Annotated in this window: 13 protein-coding genes and 1 tRNA gene; 7 read left to right on the forward strand and 7 right to left on the reverse strand. The window is 67.4% G+C overall.

Annotated features, from left to right (window positions below):
• Positions 1 to 19 precede the first annotated feature (19 nt).
• Together KTC28_RS17080 and KTC28_RS17085 are read left to right on the forward strand one after the other, a co-directional pair.
• Entirely contained in the window at positions 20 to 1,099 is a 1,080-nt protein-coding gene (locus tag KTC28_RS17080) for a Gfo/Idh/MocA family protein (RefSeq protein ID WP_216709280.1), read from the forward strand.
• Between the two features lie 296 nt (positions 1,100 to 1,395).
• Positions 1,396 to 3,780 (forward strand): TonB-dependent receptor, encoded by a 2,385-nt coding sequence (locus KTC28_RS17085; protein WP_216709279.1) that lies wholly within the window; start codon positions 1,396 to 1,398, stop codon positions 3,778 to 3,780.
• A 150-nt stretch (positions 3,781 to 3,930) separates the two neighbouring features.
• On the opposite strand, the gene KTC28_RS17090 is transcribed toward KTC28_RS17085, so the two are convergent.
• Entirely contained in the window at positions 3,931 to 5,133 is a 1,203-nt protein-coding gene (locus KTC28_RS17090) for an MFS transporter (RefSeq protein WP_216709366.1), read from the reverse strand.
• A gap of 249 nt (positions 5,134 to 5,382) precedes the next feature.
• On the opposite strand from KTC28_RS17090, the gene KTC28_RS17095 reads away from it, so the two are divergent.
• The 4 genes from KTC28_RS17095 to KTC28_RS17110 are packed head-to-tail and all read left to right on the forward strand — an operon-like array spanning position 5,383 to position 10,845.
• Positions 5,383 to 7,680 (forward strand): PAS domain-containing protein, encoded by a 2,298-nt coding sequence (locus KTC28_RS17095; RefSeq protein ID WP_216709278.1) that lies wholly within the window; start codon positions 5,383 to 5,385, stop codon positions 7,678 to 7,680.
• Positions 7,681 to 7,737: 57 nt separating this feature from the next.
• The gene (locus KTC28_RS17100) at positions 7,738 to 8,763 is read left to right on the forward strand and encodes an extracellular catalytic domain type 1 short-chain-length polyhydroxyalkanoate depolymerase (RefSeq protein ID WP_216709277.1); all 1,026 of its coding nucleotides are present in this window, start codon (positions 7,738 to 7,740) and stop codon (positions 8,761 to 8,763) included.
• A 38-nt stretch (positions 8,764 to 8,801) separates the two neighbouring features.
• Positions 8,802 to 10,331 (forward strand): class I adenylate-forming enzyme family protein, encoded by a 1,530-nt coding sequence (locus KTC28_RS17105; RefSeq protein ID WP_216709276.1) that lies wholly within the window; start codon positions 8,802 to 8,804, stop codon positions 10,329 to 10,331.
• Positions 10,324 to 10,845 carry a GNAT family N-acetyltransferase gene (locus tag KTC28_RS17110; protein WP_216709275.1) on the forward strand — a complete coding sequence of 174 codons (522 nt, stop codon included), beginning with the start codon at positions 10,324 to 10,326 and terminating at the stop codon, positions 10,843 to 10,845. Before KTC28_RS17105 ends, KTC28_RS17110 begins: the two co-directional genes overlap by 8 nt.
• A gap of 184 nt (positions 10,846 to 11,029) precedes the next feature.
• Here KTC28_RS17110 and KTC28_RS17115 read toward each other — a convergent pair whose 3' ends face one another.
• The 4 genes from KTC28_RS17115 to KTC28_RS17130 form a co-directional block, all read right to left on the reverse strand.
• Positions 11,030 to 12,091 carry a glycosyltransferase family 4 protein gene (locus KTC28_RS17115; RefSeq protein WP_216709274.1) on the reverse strand — a complete coding sequence of 354 codons (1,062 nt, stop codon included), beginning with the start codon at positions 12,089 to 12,091 and terminating at the stop codon, positions 11,030 to 11,032.
• Positions 12,082 to 12,363, reverse strand: a complete 282-nt coding sequence (locus KTC28_RS17120; protein ID WP_216709273.1) for a type II toxin-antitoxin system RelE/ParE family toxin — start codon at positions 12,361 to 12,363, stop codon at positions 12,082 to 12,084. Before KTC28_RS17120 ends, KTC28_RS17115 begins: the two co-directional genes overlap by 10 nt.
• Entirely contained in the window at positions 12,360 to 12,638 is a 279-nt protein-coding gene (locus KTC28_RS17125; RefSeq protein ID WP_216709272.1) for an antitoxin of toxin-antitoxin stability system, read from the reverse strand. Before KTC28_RS17125 ends, KTC28_RS17120 begins: the two co-directional genes overlap by 4 nt.
• A gap of 74 nt (positions 12,639 to 12,712) precedes the next feature.
• Positions 12,713 to 13,615: a UDP-2,3-diacylglucosamine diphosphatase gene (locus KTC28_RS17130; RefSeq protein ID WP_216709271.1), complete on the reverse strand. Its 903-nt coding sequence runs from the start codon at positions 13,613 to 13,615 to the stop codon at positions 12,713 to 12,715.
• Positions 13,616 to 13,761: 146 nt separating this feature from the next.
• Between KTC28_RS17130 and KTC28_RS17135 the strand changes: the two genes are divergently transcribed.
• Positions 13,762 to 14,451 carry a pirin family protein gene (locus KTC28_RS17135; RefSeq protein ID WP_216709270.1) on the forward strand — a complete coding sequence of 230 codons (690 nt, stop codon included), beginning with the start codon at positions 13,762 to 13,764 and terminating at the stop codon, positions 14,449 to 14,451.
• 37 nt (positions 14,452 to 14,488) lie between these two features.
• On the opposite strand, the gene KTC28_RS17140 is transcribed toward KTC28_RS17135, so the two are convergent.
• Together KTC28_RS17140 and KTC28_RS17145 are read right to left on the reverse strand one after the other, a co-directional pair.
• Positions 14,489 to 16,105 (reverse strand): diguanylate cyclase, encoded by a 1,617-nt coding sequence (locus KTC28_RS17140; protein ID WP_216709269.1) that lies wholly within the window; start codon positions 16,103 to 16,105, stop codon positions 14,489 to 14,491.
• A 92-nt stretch (positions 16,106 to 16,197) separates the two neighbouring features.
• Positions 16,198 to 16,274: transfer RNA gene (locus KTC28_RS17145), tRNA-Pro, on the reverse strand.
• Positions 16,275 to 16,285: the final 11 nt, after the last annotated feature.

A 16,285-nucleotide genomic window follows, 5' to 3' on the forward strand; every position in this document is an offset into this window, starting at 1 on the left:
TGGCACAGGGACGCGACGAATGGGAGACACGATCCGCTGGGGTATCGTCGGCGCGGGGATGATGGCGATCGAGCATATCGCCAACCTCAAGCTGACACCCGGAAGCAGCATCGTCGCGCTGGTCGATCCGGTGGCGACGTCGATCGAGCGGGCGCAGGCGGCGATCGGGGCGGACGTCACGGTCTATGCCGATCCGGCGGCGCTCGCGGCGAGCGGAACGGTCGACGCGGTGCTGATCGCGTCGCCGAACTTCACGCATCACGAAGTCCTCGGGCCGCTGCTCGATGCGCGCCTCAACATCCTGTGTGAAAAACCGCTGGCGACGACGCTCGACGATGCCCGCGACATCGCCGCGCGGGTGGCGGGGTACGACAAGGTGTTCTGGACCGGCATGGAATATCGCTACATGCCGCCTGCCGCCGAGTTCATCGCGCAGGTTCATCGCGGGCGGGTCGGCCACCTCAAGATGCTGTCGATCCGCGAGCATCGCTTCCCGTTCCTCGTCAAGGTCGGCGACTGGAACCGCTTCAACCGCAACACCGGCGGGACGATGGTCGAGAAATGCTGCCACTTTTTCGACCTGATGCGCGTCATCGTCGAAAGCGAGCCGGTGCGCGTGTTCTGTTCGGGCGCGGCGGGGGTCAACCACCGCGACGAGACATACGGCGGCGAGGTCCCCGACATCATCGACAATAGCTTCACCACGGTCGACTTCGCCAACGGCGTCCGCGCCATGCTCGACCTCAGCATGTTCGCCGACGGCGCGGAGAACCAGGAGGAGATCGTCGCGGTCGGCGACGCTGCGCGGCTAGACTGTCTGATCCCGGCGGGCGAGATCGTCTACTCACCCCGCGTCGGCTTCATGAACCCCAAGCGGGTCGAGCGCAGCCACGTCGCGGTCGACCCGGCGGCATTGAGCGCCGGCCAGCACCACGGCGCGACCTTCTACCAGCACCAGGCCTTCGCCGCCGCCGTCCGAGGCGACGGGCCGGTCGCGGTCACCGCCGACGACGGCCTGCGCGCGGTGGCGATGGGGCTGGCGGCGGAGATCAGCGCGCGCGAGCACCGCGTGGTGGAGATGGGGGAGCTGGGGTTGTAGTCTAGCGCTCCTGCTTTCGCCTCCCCTCCCCTTCAGGGGAGGGGTCGGGGGTGGGGAACGAGGGCGCAGCCGAGTTAGCGTCGTCCGGCACCCGAGCCCCACCCCCGGGCCGGCGCAAGTGCGCCGTCTCTCGCCCCTCCCCTGAAGGGGAGGGGGAGGCAGTGTCACCACAAAGCGACAATCCGCGCCCGAAGATAGGCTTTACCGCCACAGCGAATTGCTTTCGCGACCCGGGGCGACCAAAGCGGCAACGCAATCAGGCGGCAAACCGCCGGTTATTTCGGGGAGGATATTGAATGTCGCTGCGCTCGTTGATGCTGGCTGGGACCATACGGGCGGTGGCGCTGCCGTTCGCGGCGACTGCACAGCAGGCCGCGACCCCTGCCCCGGCAGTCGACACCACGGCGGCGGTGGCTGCCGCCGCCGACGACATCGGCGCGGACATCATCGTCACCGCGCAAAAGCGCCCCGAGCGGTTGCAGGACGTGCCGGTGGCAGTGTCGGTGATCAACGGCGCGGCGCTCGCGGCGACCGGCAAGGTCAACCTCGAGGGTGCGCAATATCTCGTACCGTCGCTCAACTTCCTCAAGTCGGGGACGACGCTCAATCAGTCGCTGTTCCTGCGCGGCGTCGGCACCGCGACCTTCTCGATCGCGGGCGAGCCGTCGGTGTCGACCGTCCTCGACGGCGTCGTCCTCAGCCGTGCCGGCGAGGCGTTCAGCGACCTCGTCGATGTCGAGCGGATCGAAGTCCTGCGCGGGCCTCAGGGCACGCTGTTCGGCAAGAACGCAAGCGCGGGCGTGATCAACATCGTCTCGGTCAAGCCCGGCGACGTCCTTGGCGGCTATGTCGAGGCGAGCTATTTCAGCGCCGCCGAATACCGCCTGCGCGCCGCGGTCGACGTGCCGTTCTCGTCGACCGTTCGCGCCCGGGTCAACGGGTTCTACGACGACTATAAGGGCAACATCTTCAACGTCGCGCCGACGGTGAACCGCAAGGTCAACGGCTTCGAGCATTACGGCGTCCGCGCGATCGTCGAGGGCGACGCGACCGAAACCCTCAAGCTGACTGCGATCGGCGACTATCACCGCAACAACGACGACTGCTGCGCCGAGGTCATCGCCACGCCGCCCTTGAACGCCGCCGGGCAGGTCATCGCCAACCCGACGACCGCGGTGCTGCCGGCCCCGCTCGGCGTCAACAGCCGCACGATCGACCAGAACCTCGTCACCCGGACGAAGGAGACCGGCTACGGCTTCTCGCTCCAGGGCGACCTTAACCTCGGCGATTTGGTCGTCACGTCGATCACCGCGTATCGCAACTACAAGAACGAGGAGATCCGCGACGGCGATTTCCTGCCCGCGGCGTATCTCGGCTTCAACCAACTCCACGACGACGGGCCGCAGACCGGGGACACGTTCAGCCAGGAATTCCGCCTGACGTCGCCCGCCGACAAGCCGCTGACCTATGTCCTCGGGGCCTATTATTCGAACGCCAAGTCGGAGCGGATCTTCACCCGCACCGACCAGGTCTGCGGCGCACTCGTCGCTCCCGCGCCGACGGTGCTGACGCCATGCACGAGCCCGCTCGCCGCGCCGTCGACTTTCCCGACCGGGACCGCCGACTTCGGCTCGAAGTTCGAGAACCTCGCGCTGTTCGGCCAGGGGACGTACCGCCTGCTCGACAACCTCCGGCTGATCGGCGGGCTGCGGTACACCCACGACAAGCTCGACGTCTTCGAGACGCGCGTCACGACGCTCGCCGGACCGGGGATCAACCCGAGCTTCGATGCGGGGGTGTTCGCCGGCGGCGCACCGAACGGCGTCCCGTTCCGCACCGGCACGTCGAAGGACAATGTCTCGGGAAAGGCCGGCGTGCAGTACGACATCAGCCACGGCTCGACGGCGTACGCGACCTACGCGCGCGGCTACAAGGGCCCGGCGTATAACGTATTCTACAACCTGACGACGACCGGGACCAACGTGATCGAGGCCGAGACGTCGAACGCGTATGAGATCGGGCTGAAGAACACGCTGCTCGGCGGCAAGCTGACGGTCAACCTCGCCGGCTACCTCGCCAAGTATCACAACTTCCAGGCGAACAACCCCGACCTCGCGGGCGGCGTCGTCGTCACGCGCTTCACCAACGCCGGCGATGTCTCAACGCGCGGCGGCGAGCTCGACCTGCTCTATCGCCCGATCCGCGACCTCAACGTCACCGGCGGCCTCGCCTACACCGACGCGCACGTCGACAAGTTCAAGATCCCCGCCGTCGCCCCCGGAGCCGCCGCCCCGGCGGTCATCGCGCCGGGCACCCCGCTCGGCTTCGCGCCGAAGTGGAAGGGCAGCCTCGGCGCCGACTATCGTATCCGCACCGACAGTCTGCCGGTCGACTTCTTCGTCGGCGCGCAGGGGTCCTTCCAGTCGAGCGAGCTCGCATTGTTCGCCGCCGACGCGGTTCAGCGCCGGCTGGGAACGATCGGGGCGTATGGCTTGGTCAACCTCCAGGCCGGGATCACCGACCACGCCGACAAGTATAAGCTGACGTTCCAGGTGCGGAACCTGTTCGACAAGGCGTTCGCCGCGGCGATCACCAACGGCGGGCCGGGCGGGTCGTACCGGTACCAGATTCCGCGCGATGCGGACCGCTATTACGGTGTGACGGGGCGAGTGAATTTCTGACCTAAAATCCTCCCTCGCTCTTGCGGGGGAGGGGGACCGCGCCGCTCCAGGCGTGGTGGAGGGGCATTCCGCAACGAGACTTCGGCTCGGAAACCCCCTCCACCATCGCGAAGAGCGATGGACCCCCTCCCCCGAAGACGGGGGAGGATCTTAAGGGTGCGCGACCCGGATCACCGGCAGCAGCACATGCACCCACAACGTCGCCGCCAGATACGCCCCTGCGCAGATCGCGAACATCGGCCAATAGCCATGCCCTGCCCCGAGCGACCACCCGGTCAACTCGAGCATCGCGCTCCCCGACAGATTCCCCGCAACTGCGCCGAGTGCAATCACCGTCCCCACCCGCGCAGTCGGGACGACATCCGACGCCAGCCCGAAGATATTCGTCGAAAACCCCTGGTGCGCGAACAGCGCGAGGCCGATCGCCAGCGCCGCGCCCCACGGACTGCTGCTCCACAGTGCGAGCGGCATCGGCAGGATCAGCAGCGCAAAGCACAGCATCGACCGCTTGCGCGCGGCGTCGACGCTCAACCCCCGGTCGAGCAGCCGGGGGAACAGCAACCCCGACGACAGCGCCCCTGCCGCCGCCATCGCGTAGATCAGCACGATCGGCAGCCCAAGCTTACCTTGGCTCATGCCGAAGACGCGGTGGAAGAAATCGGGCATCCAAAACAGCACGAACCACCAGACGCAGTCGGTCAGCGCCTTCGCGCCGACGATCGCCCACGTCCGCCGGTCGCGCAGCGTCTCGCTCCAGTCGATCCTCGGGCGCACCGCCGGGACCGCGTCGACGGGGACTAGCCGCCGCGTGCCGATGATCCACGCGACCAGCCACGCGAAGCCGAGCGCACCGGTCATGATGAACGCCGCGCGCCAGCCGAACGCGAGCGCGAGCGGCGGGATCAGCAGCGGCGTAAGGATCGCCCCGATGTTCGGCGCAATGTTTCCGATCCCGAGTGCGAGCGACCGCTGCTTGAGCGGCAGGTACACCGCCGCCGCCTTGACCGCCGCCGGCGTGCCGATCGATTCCGCCGCCGCGAGCGCGACCCGGGCGACAACGAACTGCTGGACCGACGACGCGAAGGCGTGCGCCATCCCGGCAAGGCTCCATACTGCGACGCCGATGCCGAGCGCGCGCCGCACCCCGACGCGGTCGACGAACGGACCGACGAACAGCAATGCCGCCGCCGCCGCGATCTGGAAGGTCGAGCCGAGGTGGGCGTACTGCTGGTCGCTCCAGTGGAACTCGGCCTCGAGCGTCGGCTTGAGCAGCGCCAGCACCTGCCGGTCGACGTAATTGAGCGTGATCGCGACGAACAACAGCGCGATGAGCGTGCGGCGGCGCGCCTGCATCGCTGCGGTCTCGGGCTGCACGGCAGCGTCGTCGGTCGACACGGCGTCGTGCATCGTCTCTCCCCTCGCGTTGACGTCGACCCTGGCGACAGCGGCGCGGCGGGTCAATCGGCGGCGCCCGAACTCCTTGTAAAACCACGTCGACCGGATGCATCGCCACGCGGGCGTCAAAATGTCGGAACCGGGCTGATCATTGCGCGTTTTTGAAATATTCGTGCCACATTCGCGGACATGAGGGCGTTTCGGCGGATGAGACCTGATTTTGGCGGCACCGATGACTCAACCCTTGCCAGCGATTTCAGAGCGTTGTTCGGCAGCGCCGACGTCGGGATGGTGCGGTTCACGACCGACACGCATCGGATTATCGCCGCAAATGCCAAGTTCTGCACGATCGTCGGTTATGCACCGGGGACGCTGACGGGGGTCACCACGGACTCGCTGATCGATCCGACCGACACGGTCACGAGCAGCATGTTTCACGCCGAGCGCATCGAAGACTGCTCGCCCAACCACGAGGGGCGACTGCTGACGAAGGACGGGCGGATCGTCTGGGTACGCGTCGCATCGGCATGCGTCCCCGACCACGACGGCGTCGTCCGCCGTTCGATTGCGTTGATTCGCGACCTGACCGGCACGCGCGCCGCTGCCGTTACCGCGCATGACGACCGCGAGCGGAACCGGCTGGCGATGGAAGCGGCGAACGCCGGCGCGTGGGAACTGCGCCTCGCCGACCGGCGGCTGATCTGGTCGCGCGAGATGTTCGGGCTCTACGATCTGCCGGCCGACACACCGACGCCGACGTATGATGAATGGCGCGCACGAGTTCATCCCGATGACTTGGCGGCCGCCGAACCGTCGCCGGCAACGGTTGGCGTCGCGACATATTCGACCGACTTCCGGGTCCGCGTCGAGGGCGGCTGGCGCTGGCTCGGCGCGCGGGCACGCCTCATCCGCGATGTTGCAGGCGCCCCCGAGCGCGTCGTCGGAATCAACTTCGACCTCACCGAGTCGCGCGTTGCCGCCGAGGCAATGAGCGCCGCCGTCGCTCGGTTCAGCGCTGCGGTCGATGCGATGGCGGGCGTCCTGTGGACCAACTCGCCCGAAGGCGAGATGATCGGCGAGCAACGCGGGTGGAGCGCGCTGACCGGCCAGGCCCCCGACGAATATCGCGGCTATGGCTGGGCCGCCGCGATCCATCCGGACGACGCCGCGGCGACGGTCGATGCGTGGAACGTCGCGGTCACCGCACGCGCGCCGTTCGTCTTCGAACACCGGGTCCGCGTCGCCGACGGCAGTTACCGCTGGTTCAAGGTACGCGCGCTGCCGGTTATTGCCGACGGCACAGTTCGCGAGTGGGTCGGCGTTCACACCGATATCGACGACGCGCGCACCGCCGGCGAAGCGCTCAAGGCGAACGTCGCCGAAGCCGTCACGGCGCGTGAGCGCGCGCTGGCCCAGCTGCATGAGGCGCAGAAGCTCGAGACGATCGGTCAGCTCACCGGCGGCGTCGCGCACGATTTCAACAACCTGCTGACCCCGATCATCGGCAGCCTCGACCTGCTCTCGCGGCGGACCCCCGAACCGCGCGCGGCAAAGCTGATCGACGGCGCGCTGACCGCCGCCGAACGCGCGAAGACTCTGGTGCACCGGCTCCTCGCTTTCTCGCGCCGTCAGGTCCTGACATCGCGGTCTGTCGACATCGTCGCGCTGATCGACGGCGTCCGCGACCTGCTCGCGCGCTCGCTCGGCCCCGATATCGAGATCGCGATTACCGCCGGCGACGACAGCTTTGCCGAAGTCGACCCGGCGCAGCTCGAACTGGCAATCCTCAACCTCGCGATCAATGGCCGCGATGCGATGAACGGCGTGGGCACGCTGACGATCGCGGTCGCGCCGATACGCCACGCCGACGCCGACTATATCCGCATCACCGTCGCCGATACCGGCAGCGGCATGGATGAACCGACACGGCGCCGCGCGATCGAGCCATTCTTCACCACCAAGGCGGTGGGTCGCGGCACTGGGCTCGGCCTGTCGATGGTGCACGGGCTCGCCGCACAATCGGGGGGTTGGCTCGAACTCGACAGCGCGCCGGGCGAAGGGACGCGCGCGCATCTGTGGCTGCCGGCAGCGCGCCCGGCCGACGGCGAACCCGCTGCCGACGAGGGTGGCAAGGAGCGCGGCACCGGGCAGCGCATCCTTCTCGTCGACGACGAGCCGCTGGTGCGGTCAGTCACCGCGGCGATGCTCGTCGACCTCGGCTATGAGGTCGTCGAAGCCGACGCCGCCGCCGAGGCGCTGCATCTGGTCAGAAACAGCATTTCCCTGGTCGTTACCGATTATCTGATGCCGGGGATGAACGGCGCGGCGCTGGCTGCGGCGTTGCGGCTCGAACGCCCGGGGCTGCCGGTGTTGATCATCACCGGATTCGCCGAGGGAGACACGCTGGACCCAACGATGCCGCGCTTGGCAAAGCCCTTTCACCAGTCCGATCTTGCTGCTGCCGTTGCAGCAACAATGGGAAAAGATGCTTTCGCACGCGCCTGAAACGAGACTTATGAGGGCTTCGCGTGTTATGTTGCATTGCAGCATAACGAGGTTTCGATGCCCCGACCCAATCCCGCGCGACGCCGCGCGTCTTCGCCCGAGCCGGTCAACATCGCCCTGACTGAGTTTACGGGATCGTTCGACAACCCCGGCGCTTTGCGGATGTTGAACTTCGTCCCCGCCGGGCTGCCGGACACTGCACCGCTGGTCGTCGTGCTCCACGGCTGCACCCAGACCGCTGCGGGCTATGACGCCGGGAGCGGCTGGTCGACACTCGCCGAGCGCCACGGCTTCGCGCTGCTCTTTCCCGAACAGACGCGGGCGAACAATCCAAACACTTGTTTTAATTGGTTCGAGTCGTCGGATATCCGGCGGGGCAGCGGTGAGGCGGCGTCGATCGCCAATGCCGTCGCAGCGATGGTCGCGCACCACCGGCTCGATTCAGCGCGGGTCTTCGTCACCGGCCTGTCGGCGGGCGGGGCGATGGCGAGCGTGATGCTGGCAACCTACCCCGATGTCTTTGCCGGTGGTGCGGTGATCGCCGGGCTGCCGTTCGGTGCAGCGCACGGCGTTCCCGAAGCGATGCAGGCGATGGCTCGCCCGACCGAAACGTCGCCCCGGCTGTTGGGCAATCGGGTCCGCGCCGCGTCAACGTTTACCGGGCCTTGGCCGATCGTCTCGGTGTGGCACGGCGACGTCGACCGCACCGTCAGCGTCAGGAATGGCGACGCGGTCGCCCTCCAGTGGGCGGATGTCCATGGCGCAACCCGCGACGGCGATGTCTGGCGCAATGCTGCAGGGGTCGCGGTGGTCGAGATGGTGACGGTCGACGGCATGGGACATGGCACCCCGATCGACGGGCTCGATGGCAGCGCCGCCGCGCCGTTCATGCTCGATGTCGGGATCGGCTCGAGCGCCCGGATCGCGGCATTCTGGGGCTTGGCGGCAGCAGCTGCGCCACGCGCACACGCCCCGCACAAGGCCGAACCCCGGCCGCAACCGGCCAACCCGCACAAGCACCCCAAGTTCGATGTGACCGGCCTGATCCATGACACACTGCGCTCGGCGGGATTGATGAAATAGGCGGAGCAAGCGCCCGAAATCCGCGCTACGAAAGCGGCATGACCTCCGCCGCCACACCCACCTTCCCGGCCACCGCCCTCGACCAGCCGTTCGGCCGCCTCGCCGACCTGATCGCCACCCACGCCGCCGTCGCGCCCGGCCGCGTCGCGATCATCGACGGCGACCGGCGGCTGACCTACCGCGACCTCGACACCGCGATGAACCGCGTTGCCGCCAGCCTCCAGCGCGACAGCATCGGCCCCGGCGGGTCGATCGCGATCGCCGCGGGTACGAGCGCCGACTATGTCGTCTTGTTCATGGGAGCGTTGCGCGCCGGGGTCGCGGTCGCCCCGCTCGCGCCGTCGTCGACCCACGACGCGCTGGTGACGATGATGACCGACAGCGGTGCCGCGCGGATTTTCCTCGACGCCGACAACGCCGCCGCGCTCGGCGACCGCCGCCTCCCCGCCCCGGTCACCGCCTTCGCCGATTTCGCCGCGTGGCTTTCGGCGGACAGTCCCGCCCCGGTCGACGTCACGCCCGACATGCCGTTCAACATCATCTACTCGAGCGGGACAACCGGCGCGCCCAAGGGCATCGTCCAGAGTCACGCGATGCGCTGGGCGCATGTCGGGCGCGGGACCATGCTCGGCTATGCGGCGGACACCGTCACGCTCGTCTCGACCCCGCTCTATTCGAATACCACCCTCGTCAGCGTCATCCCGACACTCGCCAACGGCGGCGCACTGGTGCTGATGGCGAAGTTCGACGCCCGCCGCGCGCTCGAATTGTCGGTCGCCCACGGCGTCACCCACGCAATGCTCGTGCCGGTCCAATACCGCCGGATCATGGAGCTGCCCGATTTCGATGCATTCGACCTGTCGCGCTACCAGATGAAGTTCGCCACCAGCGCCCCCTTTGCGGCGGCGCTCAAGGCCGATGTCCTCGCGCGCTGGCCGGGCGGCCTCGTCGAATATTTCGGCATGACCGAGGGCGGCGGCAGCTGCATCCTGATCGCGCATCTGTACCCCGATAAGCTCCACACCGTCGGCCAGCCCGCGCCCGGGCACGACATTCGCCTGATCGACGACGCTGGCGTCGAGGTGCCCCCCGGCACCACCGGCGAGATCGTCGGCCACTCACCCGCGATGATGACCGGCTACCACGGCCAGCCCGGCAAGACCGCCGACGCGCGCTGGACCAGTCCCGACGGCAAGGTCTTCATCCGCACCGGCGACGTCGGGCGCTTCGATGACGAGGGGTTCCTGACGCTGCTCGATCGCAAGAAGGACATGATCATCTCGGGCGGGTTCAACATCTACCCGTCCGACCTCGAAGCCGTCCTCGCGCAGGCACCGGGAGTCGTCGAGGGCGCGGTCGTTGGCGTCCCATCCGACGCCTGGGGCGAGACCCCGGTCGGCTTCGTCGTCATGCGCGACGGGGCCGATCCCGAGGGCGCGCGGGCGTGGACCAACGAGCGGCTCGGCAAGACCCAACGGCTTGCGGCGATCGTCGCGCTCGTCGCCCTGCCGCGCAGCGCGATCGGCAAGGTTCTCAAGCGCGAGTTGCGGGACGGCTGGCGTGGTTGAGGTTCCCGTCATCGAGACTGCGCGGCTGCGGCTGCGCGGGCACCGCGCGAGCGACCTCGACGCCGCGGCGGCGAAGTGGGCCGACCCCGTCGTCACGCGCTTCACCGGCGGCCGCCCGTTCACCCGCGAGGAAAGCTGGGCGCGGCTGCTCCGCTACACCGGGCACTGGGACTGGTTCGGCTACGGTTTCTGGGCCGTCGAGGACCGCGACGACGGCAATTATCTCGGCGAGCTCGGCTTCGCCAATTTCGAGCGCGCAATCGCGCCGCCGATCGAAGTCCCTGAAATGGGCTGGTCGTTCATCGCTGCCGCGCACGGTCGCGGGCTGGCGAGCGAGGGCATTCGCGCCGCGCTGGCGTGGGGCGATGCCCACGGCTTTGCGAAGACCGCATGCATCATCGACCGCGAGAACGTCGCATCGATCCGCGTCGCCCGCCGCTGCGGGTTCGTGGAGGCGGGGGCGGTGCGGTACAAGGGGAGCATCACGATGAAGTACGAGCGAGCGGCGGGGTAAACTCTTAATCGGGCGGGCATCCTCTAAATCTTCCCCCTCCTTAGGGGGAGGGGGACGGTCGCCCTTGCGATGGTGGAGGGGGTCTTCCGCAACGAAAATTTGGCGTGGACCGCGCCCTCCACCACGCCCCAAGAAGGGCGCGGTCCCCCCCGCAACCGCGAGGGAGGATTTAGAAAGCTCACCCTCACACCGGCGTCAGATCGATTGGCCCCTCGATATCCGCCAGCCCCGCGAGGAACTGATCGACGCACACCTCCCAGCGAAAGTTCGCGGCATACGCCGCACAATCCGCCCGGTTCGTCATCAGCGCTGCCGCGATCGCCGTCGCCAGATCATCATCGACCGCCCCGACCCGCGCGTCGAACCCCGGCACCACCCCGCTCCCCTCCGCGCCGATGACATCGAGCGGCCCCGCGATCGGGAACCCCGCGACCGGCACCCCGCTCGCCAGCGCCTCGATCATCACCAGCCCGAACGTGTCGGTCAGGCTCGGGAAGACGAACACATCGGCCCCGGCATAAGCTGCGGCGAGCGCGGCCCCCGACAGGTTGCCGAGGAACACCACGTCCTTGTACCGCGCGCGCATCGCCGCGAGCGCCGGCCCGTCGCCGACGACGACCTTGGTCCCTGCCACCTTCGCATCGAGGAACGCGGCGATGTTCTTCTCGACCGCGACCCGCCCGACGCTGAGCATGATCGGGTGCGCGAGCCCGGTATAGGCTGCGGGCGGCGGCACCCCGGGATTGAACTGCCCAAGGTCGACGCCGCGCGACCACAGCCGCGTCGCAGTGAGACCGTGGCCGTGCAATTCCTCCGCCAGCCGCGGCGTCGCAACGAGGATGTGTCGTGCCGCGCCATGAAACCGTACAAGCCAGCGCCACAGCCACGCTGGCGACAGGCCGGTCCGCGCCGCAACATAATCGGGGAAGCGCGTGTGGAACGACGTTGTGAACGGCACCCCGCGCTTGAGGCACCAGTTCCGTGCGAGCCAGCCAAGCGGCCCCTCGGTCGCGATATGGACCGCCTCGGGATGAAATTCTGCAATCATCACCCCCACCCGCCGCGGCGTCGTCAGCGCCAGCCGGATCTCGGGATACGTCGGGCACGGCACCGAGAAAAACCGGTCGGGCGTGATCGTCTGGACGACATGGCCGCGCGCCTGCAACTGCGCGACGGTCGTCGTCAGCGTGCGGACGACCCCGTTGACCTGCGGGGTCCACGCGTCGGAGACGACGGTCAGGCGCATGGCGGCCATTGTCGCGCGGTATGAATCAACACCAGTATCCAAATTGCGTCTTCCGCGACCTCGTACACGATGCGGTAGCTCCGGTGCGGTGTCAGTTCACGCGTGCCGGCGATTTCGCCGTCGTGCCCAAGGAGCGGGAAGTCAGCGAGTTGGGCGACTGCGGTTCGGAACAGTTGGTCCATCCTCACTGCCGCGGCAGGGTCGCGGGATACAAGATAATCCCATATCGCAGATCGGTCGTGTTCGGCTTCCGGCGTCCATATAATTCTCACGCCTCGTCGGCGATCCGGGCGCCACGGGCAGTGAATTCGGCGTCGACCGCTTCGTTGGACCGGCCCCTGCCCTCCTGAACCGAAGCACGTGCGGTATCGACCTTCTGTTGCAGGAACGCCGTATGCTCGCGTCGTTCCTGCTGTCGCTGAACGAATTCGCGCATCAGCTCCCGCACCACCTGCGATGCGGGCCGGTGAGCAGCTTCTGCTTCAGCCATGAACTCGGCGCGCAGATCAGGTTCGAGCTTCATTGTGAACACAGCCGGTTTCGGCATGGCGACCTCATGGCGATACTGACAACGTATATACCGATATTACGCCACTTTGGTAGCGGGCTTCGGCAATCCCGCTAAACCAGCTCCAGCTCCGGTTCGCTCGCTTCTGCCCCCGCCCGCCGCGCGGCTGTCCGTTTCGCCCAGTCGATGATCTCCATCCGGCCATCGGTGTGCTCGACCAACGTGGTGCAGCTTTCGACCCAGTCCCCGTCGTTGTAATAAGTCACGCCGCCGAACTGGCGGATTTCGGCCGAGTGAATGTGGCCGCAGACGACGCCGTCGACGCCGCGCTCGATGGCGGCGTGCGCGACCGCCTCCTCGAAACGCGAGATGAACGAGACGGCGTTCTTGACCTTCTTCTTCACGTGCGCCGACAGCGACCAGTATGGCAGGCCGAAGCGGCGGCGGACGACGTTGAAGCCGACGTTCAACTTGAGCAGCGCGGCGTAGGCATAGTCGCCAAGGAACGCGAGCCACTTGGCATACAGCACGACGCCGTCGAACTCGTCGCCGTGGAGGACGAGCAGCCGCCGTCCGTCGGCGGTGGTGTGGATGGCCTCCGACACGACCTCGACCCCGCCGAAGCTCAGCCCGGTGTAGTCGCGCAGCACCTCGTCGTGGTTGCCGGGGACATAGACGACGCGAACGCCCTTGTTCGCCAGCTTGAGGACACGGCGGACGATGTCGTTGTGGCGCGGCGGCCAGTACCAACCGCGCTTCAGCCGCCAGCCGTCGATGATGTCGCCGACGAGATACAGCGTCTCGGGCTGGATCGACTTGAGGAAATCGAGCAGCAGGTCGCCGTTGCACCCCGACGTGCCGAGATGCGTGTCGGAAATCCAGACGGTGCGGAACTTGAGCTTGCGCTTGGGGTGGCCGTCGTCGTCGTCGGCGGTCCATGTTCGCGACGTCGCCGACGTCACTTCCGCCGGGACTGCGACGCCCGCCGCGAAGGCTCTGAGTGGAAGGGTCACCATCGGGCCAGCATCCGCCTGCCAATACTGATCACCCACTACATTTAGTCTGTTACCGTTTGGCGACACACCGATTGCGGCCACGTCTCCGGCGTCCCATATCGCACCGGCAAGCGTGCGACCGTCGTCGCGCGACCGGAGACGCCCCCATGATCACAGTCCGCAAGTCCGCCGAGCGCGGCCATTCGAACATCGGCTGGCTGGACGCCCGCTTCAGCTTCAGCTTCGCCGACTATTACGACCCCGCGCACATGGGCTTCGGGCCGCTGCGCGTGATCAACGAGGACCATATCGCCGGCGGCGCGGGCTTCGGCGAGCACGGCCATGCCGACATGGAAATCGTGTCGTACATCGTCTCGGGCGCGATGGCGCACAAGGATTCGATGGGCAACGCGACGATTATCCGCCCCGGCGAAATCCAGCGAATGACCGCCGGCACCGGCATCCGCCACGCCGAGATGAACCCGAGCCGGACCGAGGCGATCCACTCGTTCCAGATCTGGATCCTTCCCGAGCGCCGCGGCCTGACGCCGGGCTATGAGCAGGTGACGATCGCCGCGCCGCGCCCCGGAGGACTCGACCTGATCGCGTCGCGCCAGCGCCACGACAATGCGGTTGTGATCCACCAGGATGTCGACCTGTACCGCGCGACCCCGGGCGAGGGCGCGCCGATCACTCTGCCCGTCGCCGCCGGACGCCGCGTCTGGGTCCAGACGGTGCGCGGCGACGCGACGATCAACGGCGTCGGCCTGAGCGCGGGCGACGCAGCCGCGATCACCGGTGAGACCGCGCTGGCGATCGCGGGCGACGGCGAGCTGCTCGTGTTCGACATGGCGTAAACGCGCGCGAGCCGGGGCGAGAGCAGCGCCCCGGCCGTCAGGCTCGTATCCTGATGCAATCGCGCCCGGCGTTCTTGGCCTCGTACAGCGCTTCATCAGCGAGGCTCAGGGCGTCGCTCAGCTCGGATATAGCCGGACTGACATGGGCGATTCCAAAGCTTGCGGTGACCGAAACATAGCCGCGGATCGTCGAGACCGTGCACGCGCTGACCAAGGTTCGCAGACGGTCGACGATCTGTATCGCCGCAGCCATGTCGCCGCCGGCGAGCAGCAGCGCGAACTCCTCGCCGCCCATCCGTCCGAGAAGGTCGCCGCCCCGAATTTCCCCGGCACAGGCGCTGGCGACCTTCGCCAGCACCAGGTCGCCGGCGGCATGGCCGTAGAGATCGTTGACCCGTTTGAAATGGTCGAGGTCCATCATCACGATGGTGAGCATTTCGCCGTCGCGCCGGGCCCGCTCGAAGTCACGTTCGGCACACCGGCCGAAACCGCGACGGTTGAGCGTCTCCGTCAGGAGATCGGTCTCCGACAGCGCCTCGAGCTGCGCGACAAGCTGCGTCCGCTCGGTGATATCACGGAGGTTCACGACGATCCCGGAAATCGGCGGGGTGTCGAGCAGGTTGGTCGCGACGACCTCGAAAACGCGGCGGTCACCCGATTTCTGAAAAAGCAGTAGCTCCGAGGTGGCCGGGCCGTCGCGGCGTTCTAACACCCGGCCAAGGAAGCGCTGCGCCGCGTCGCGACTGTCGACGGGAACGAAATCGGTTAGATGGCGGCCGATGATCTCGTCGGTGGCATAGCCGAGCACCGACAATGCGCTCGAACTTTCGTAGACAAACCGCCCGTTGCTATCGAGAACGCCGATAACGTCGGAGGCGTTTTCGATCAGCAGGCGGTACCGCGTCTCGCTCTCCTTGAGCGCTTCGACCTCGTGGATTGTCAGCGCAGCGAGCTTGCGATCGAAGAATGCGGTCACCAGCGCGAGCAGCAGCAGGAACGTCGCGGCACCCGAGACGATGAAGGCGACGACGGCGCGCGGAATGACCGGGCCGGCAACGGCTGCAGGTTGATGCGTGACGACGAACTCCGCCGCCGCCATCCCGGTATAGTGCATGCCGGAAATCGCCGCGCCCATGACGACGGCAGCGACGAACCGCTGGAGGCTCCCGCGCGCACGAAAGGCGAGCCACAGCGCCAGGGTTGCGGCAGCGATGGCGATGCAGATCGAAGCAGCGACGAGCCGCTCGTCGTAGCGAACCACGACCCCCGGGATCTTCATCGCCGCCATGCCGGTATAATGCATCGCCGCGACGCCACAGCCGACGAACAGCCCACTGCAGGCGAGCGCGACCCGGTTCCCGGGAAAGCGCGCGACGACATGGAGGCCAATGCCGCTCACGACGATCGGCAGCAGAAATGAAACGAGGGTGAGGTTGACGCCGTAGACCGCCGGCAGGTCCATCGCCAGCATGCCGACGAAGTGCATCGCCCACGTTCCGCCCCCAAGCGCGGTGGCGGCGGCGAATATCCACCAGCGCCGGGCGGACGCTTCGGCGGTGGCGATGCGGCCCGCGAGGTTCAGTGCCGTAAACGAGCCGAAAACCGCAACGGATATCGACAGCGCCACCAGCGTCGCACTGGACCCATTCTCCATATTCATCGTGCGATTGTACGTTATGAGCCATAACGACGGCTTAACAATCACCAAAAAAGGCGAGAGGAATAAGCAATAGATCGTTAAATTCATGGTCGGGGCGAGAGGATTCGAACCTCCGGCCTCTGCCTCCCGAAGGCAGCGCTCTACCGGGCTGAGCTACGCCCCGACGCAAGGCGC

The sequence above is a fragment of the Polymorphobacter megasporae genome (assembly GCF_018982885.2).
Classification (GTDB): domain Bacteria; phylum Pseudomonadota; class Alphaproteobacteria; order Sphingomonadales; family Sphingomonadaceae; genus Polymorphobacter_B; species Polymorphobacter_B megasporae.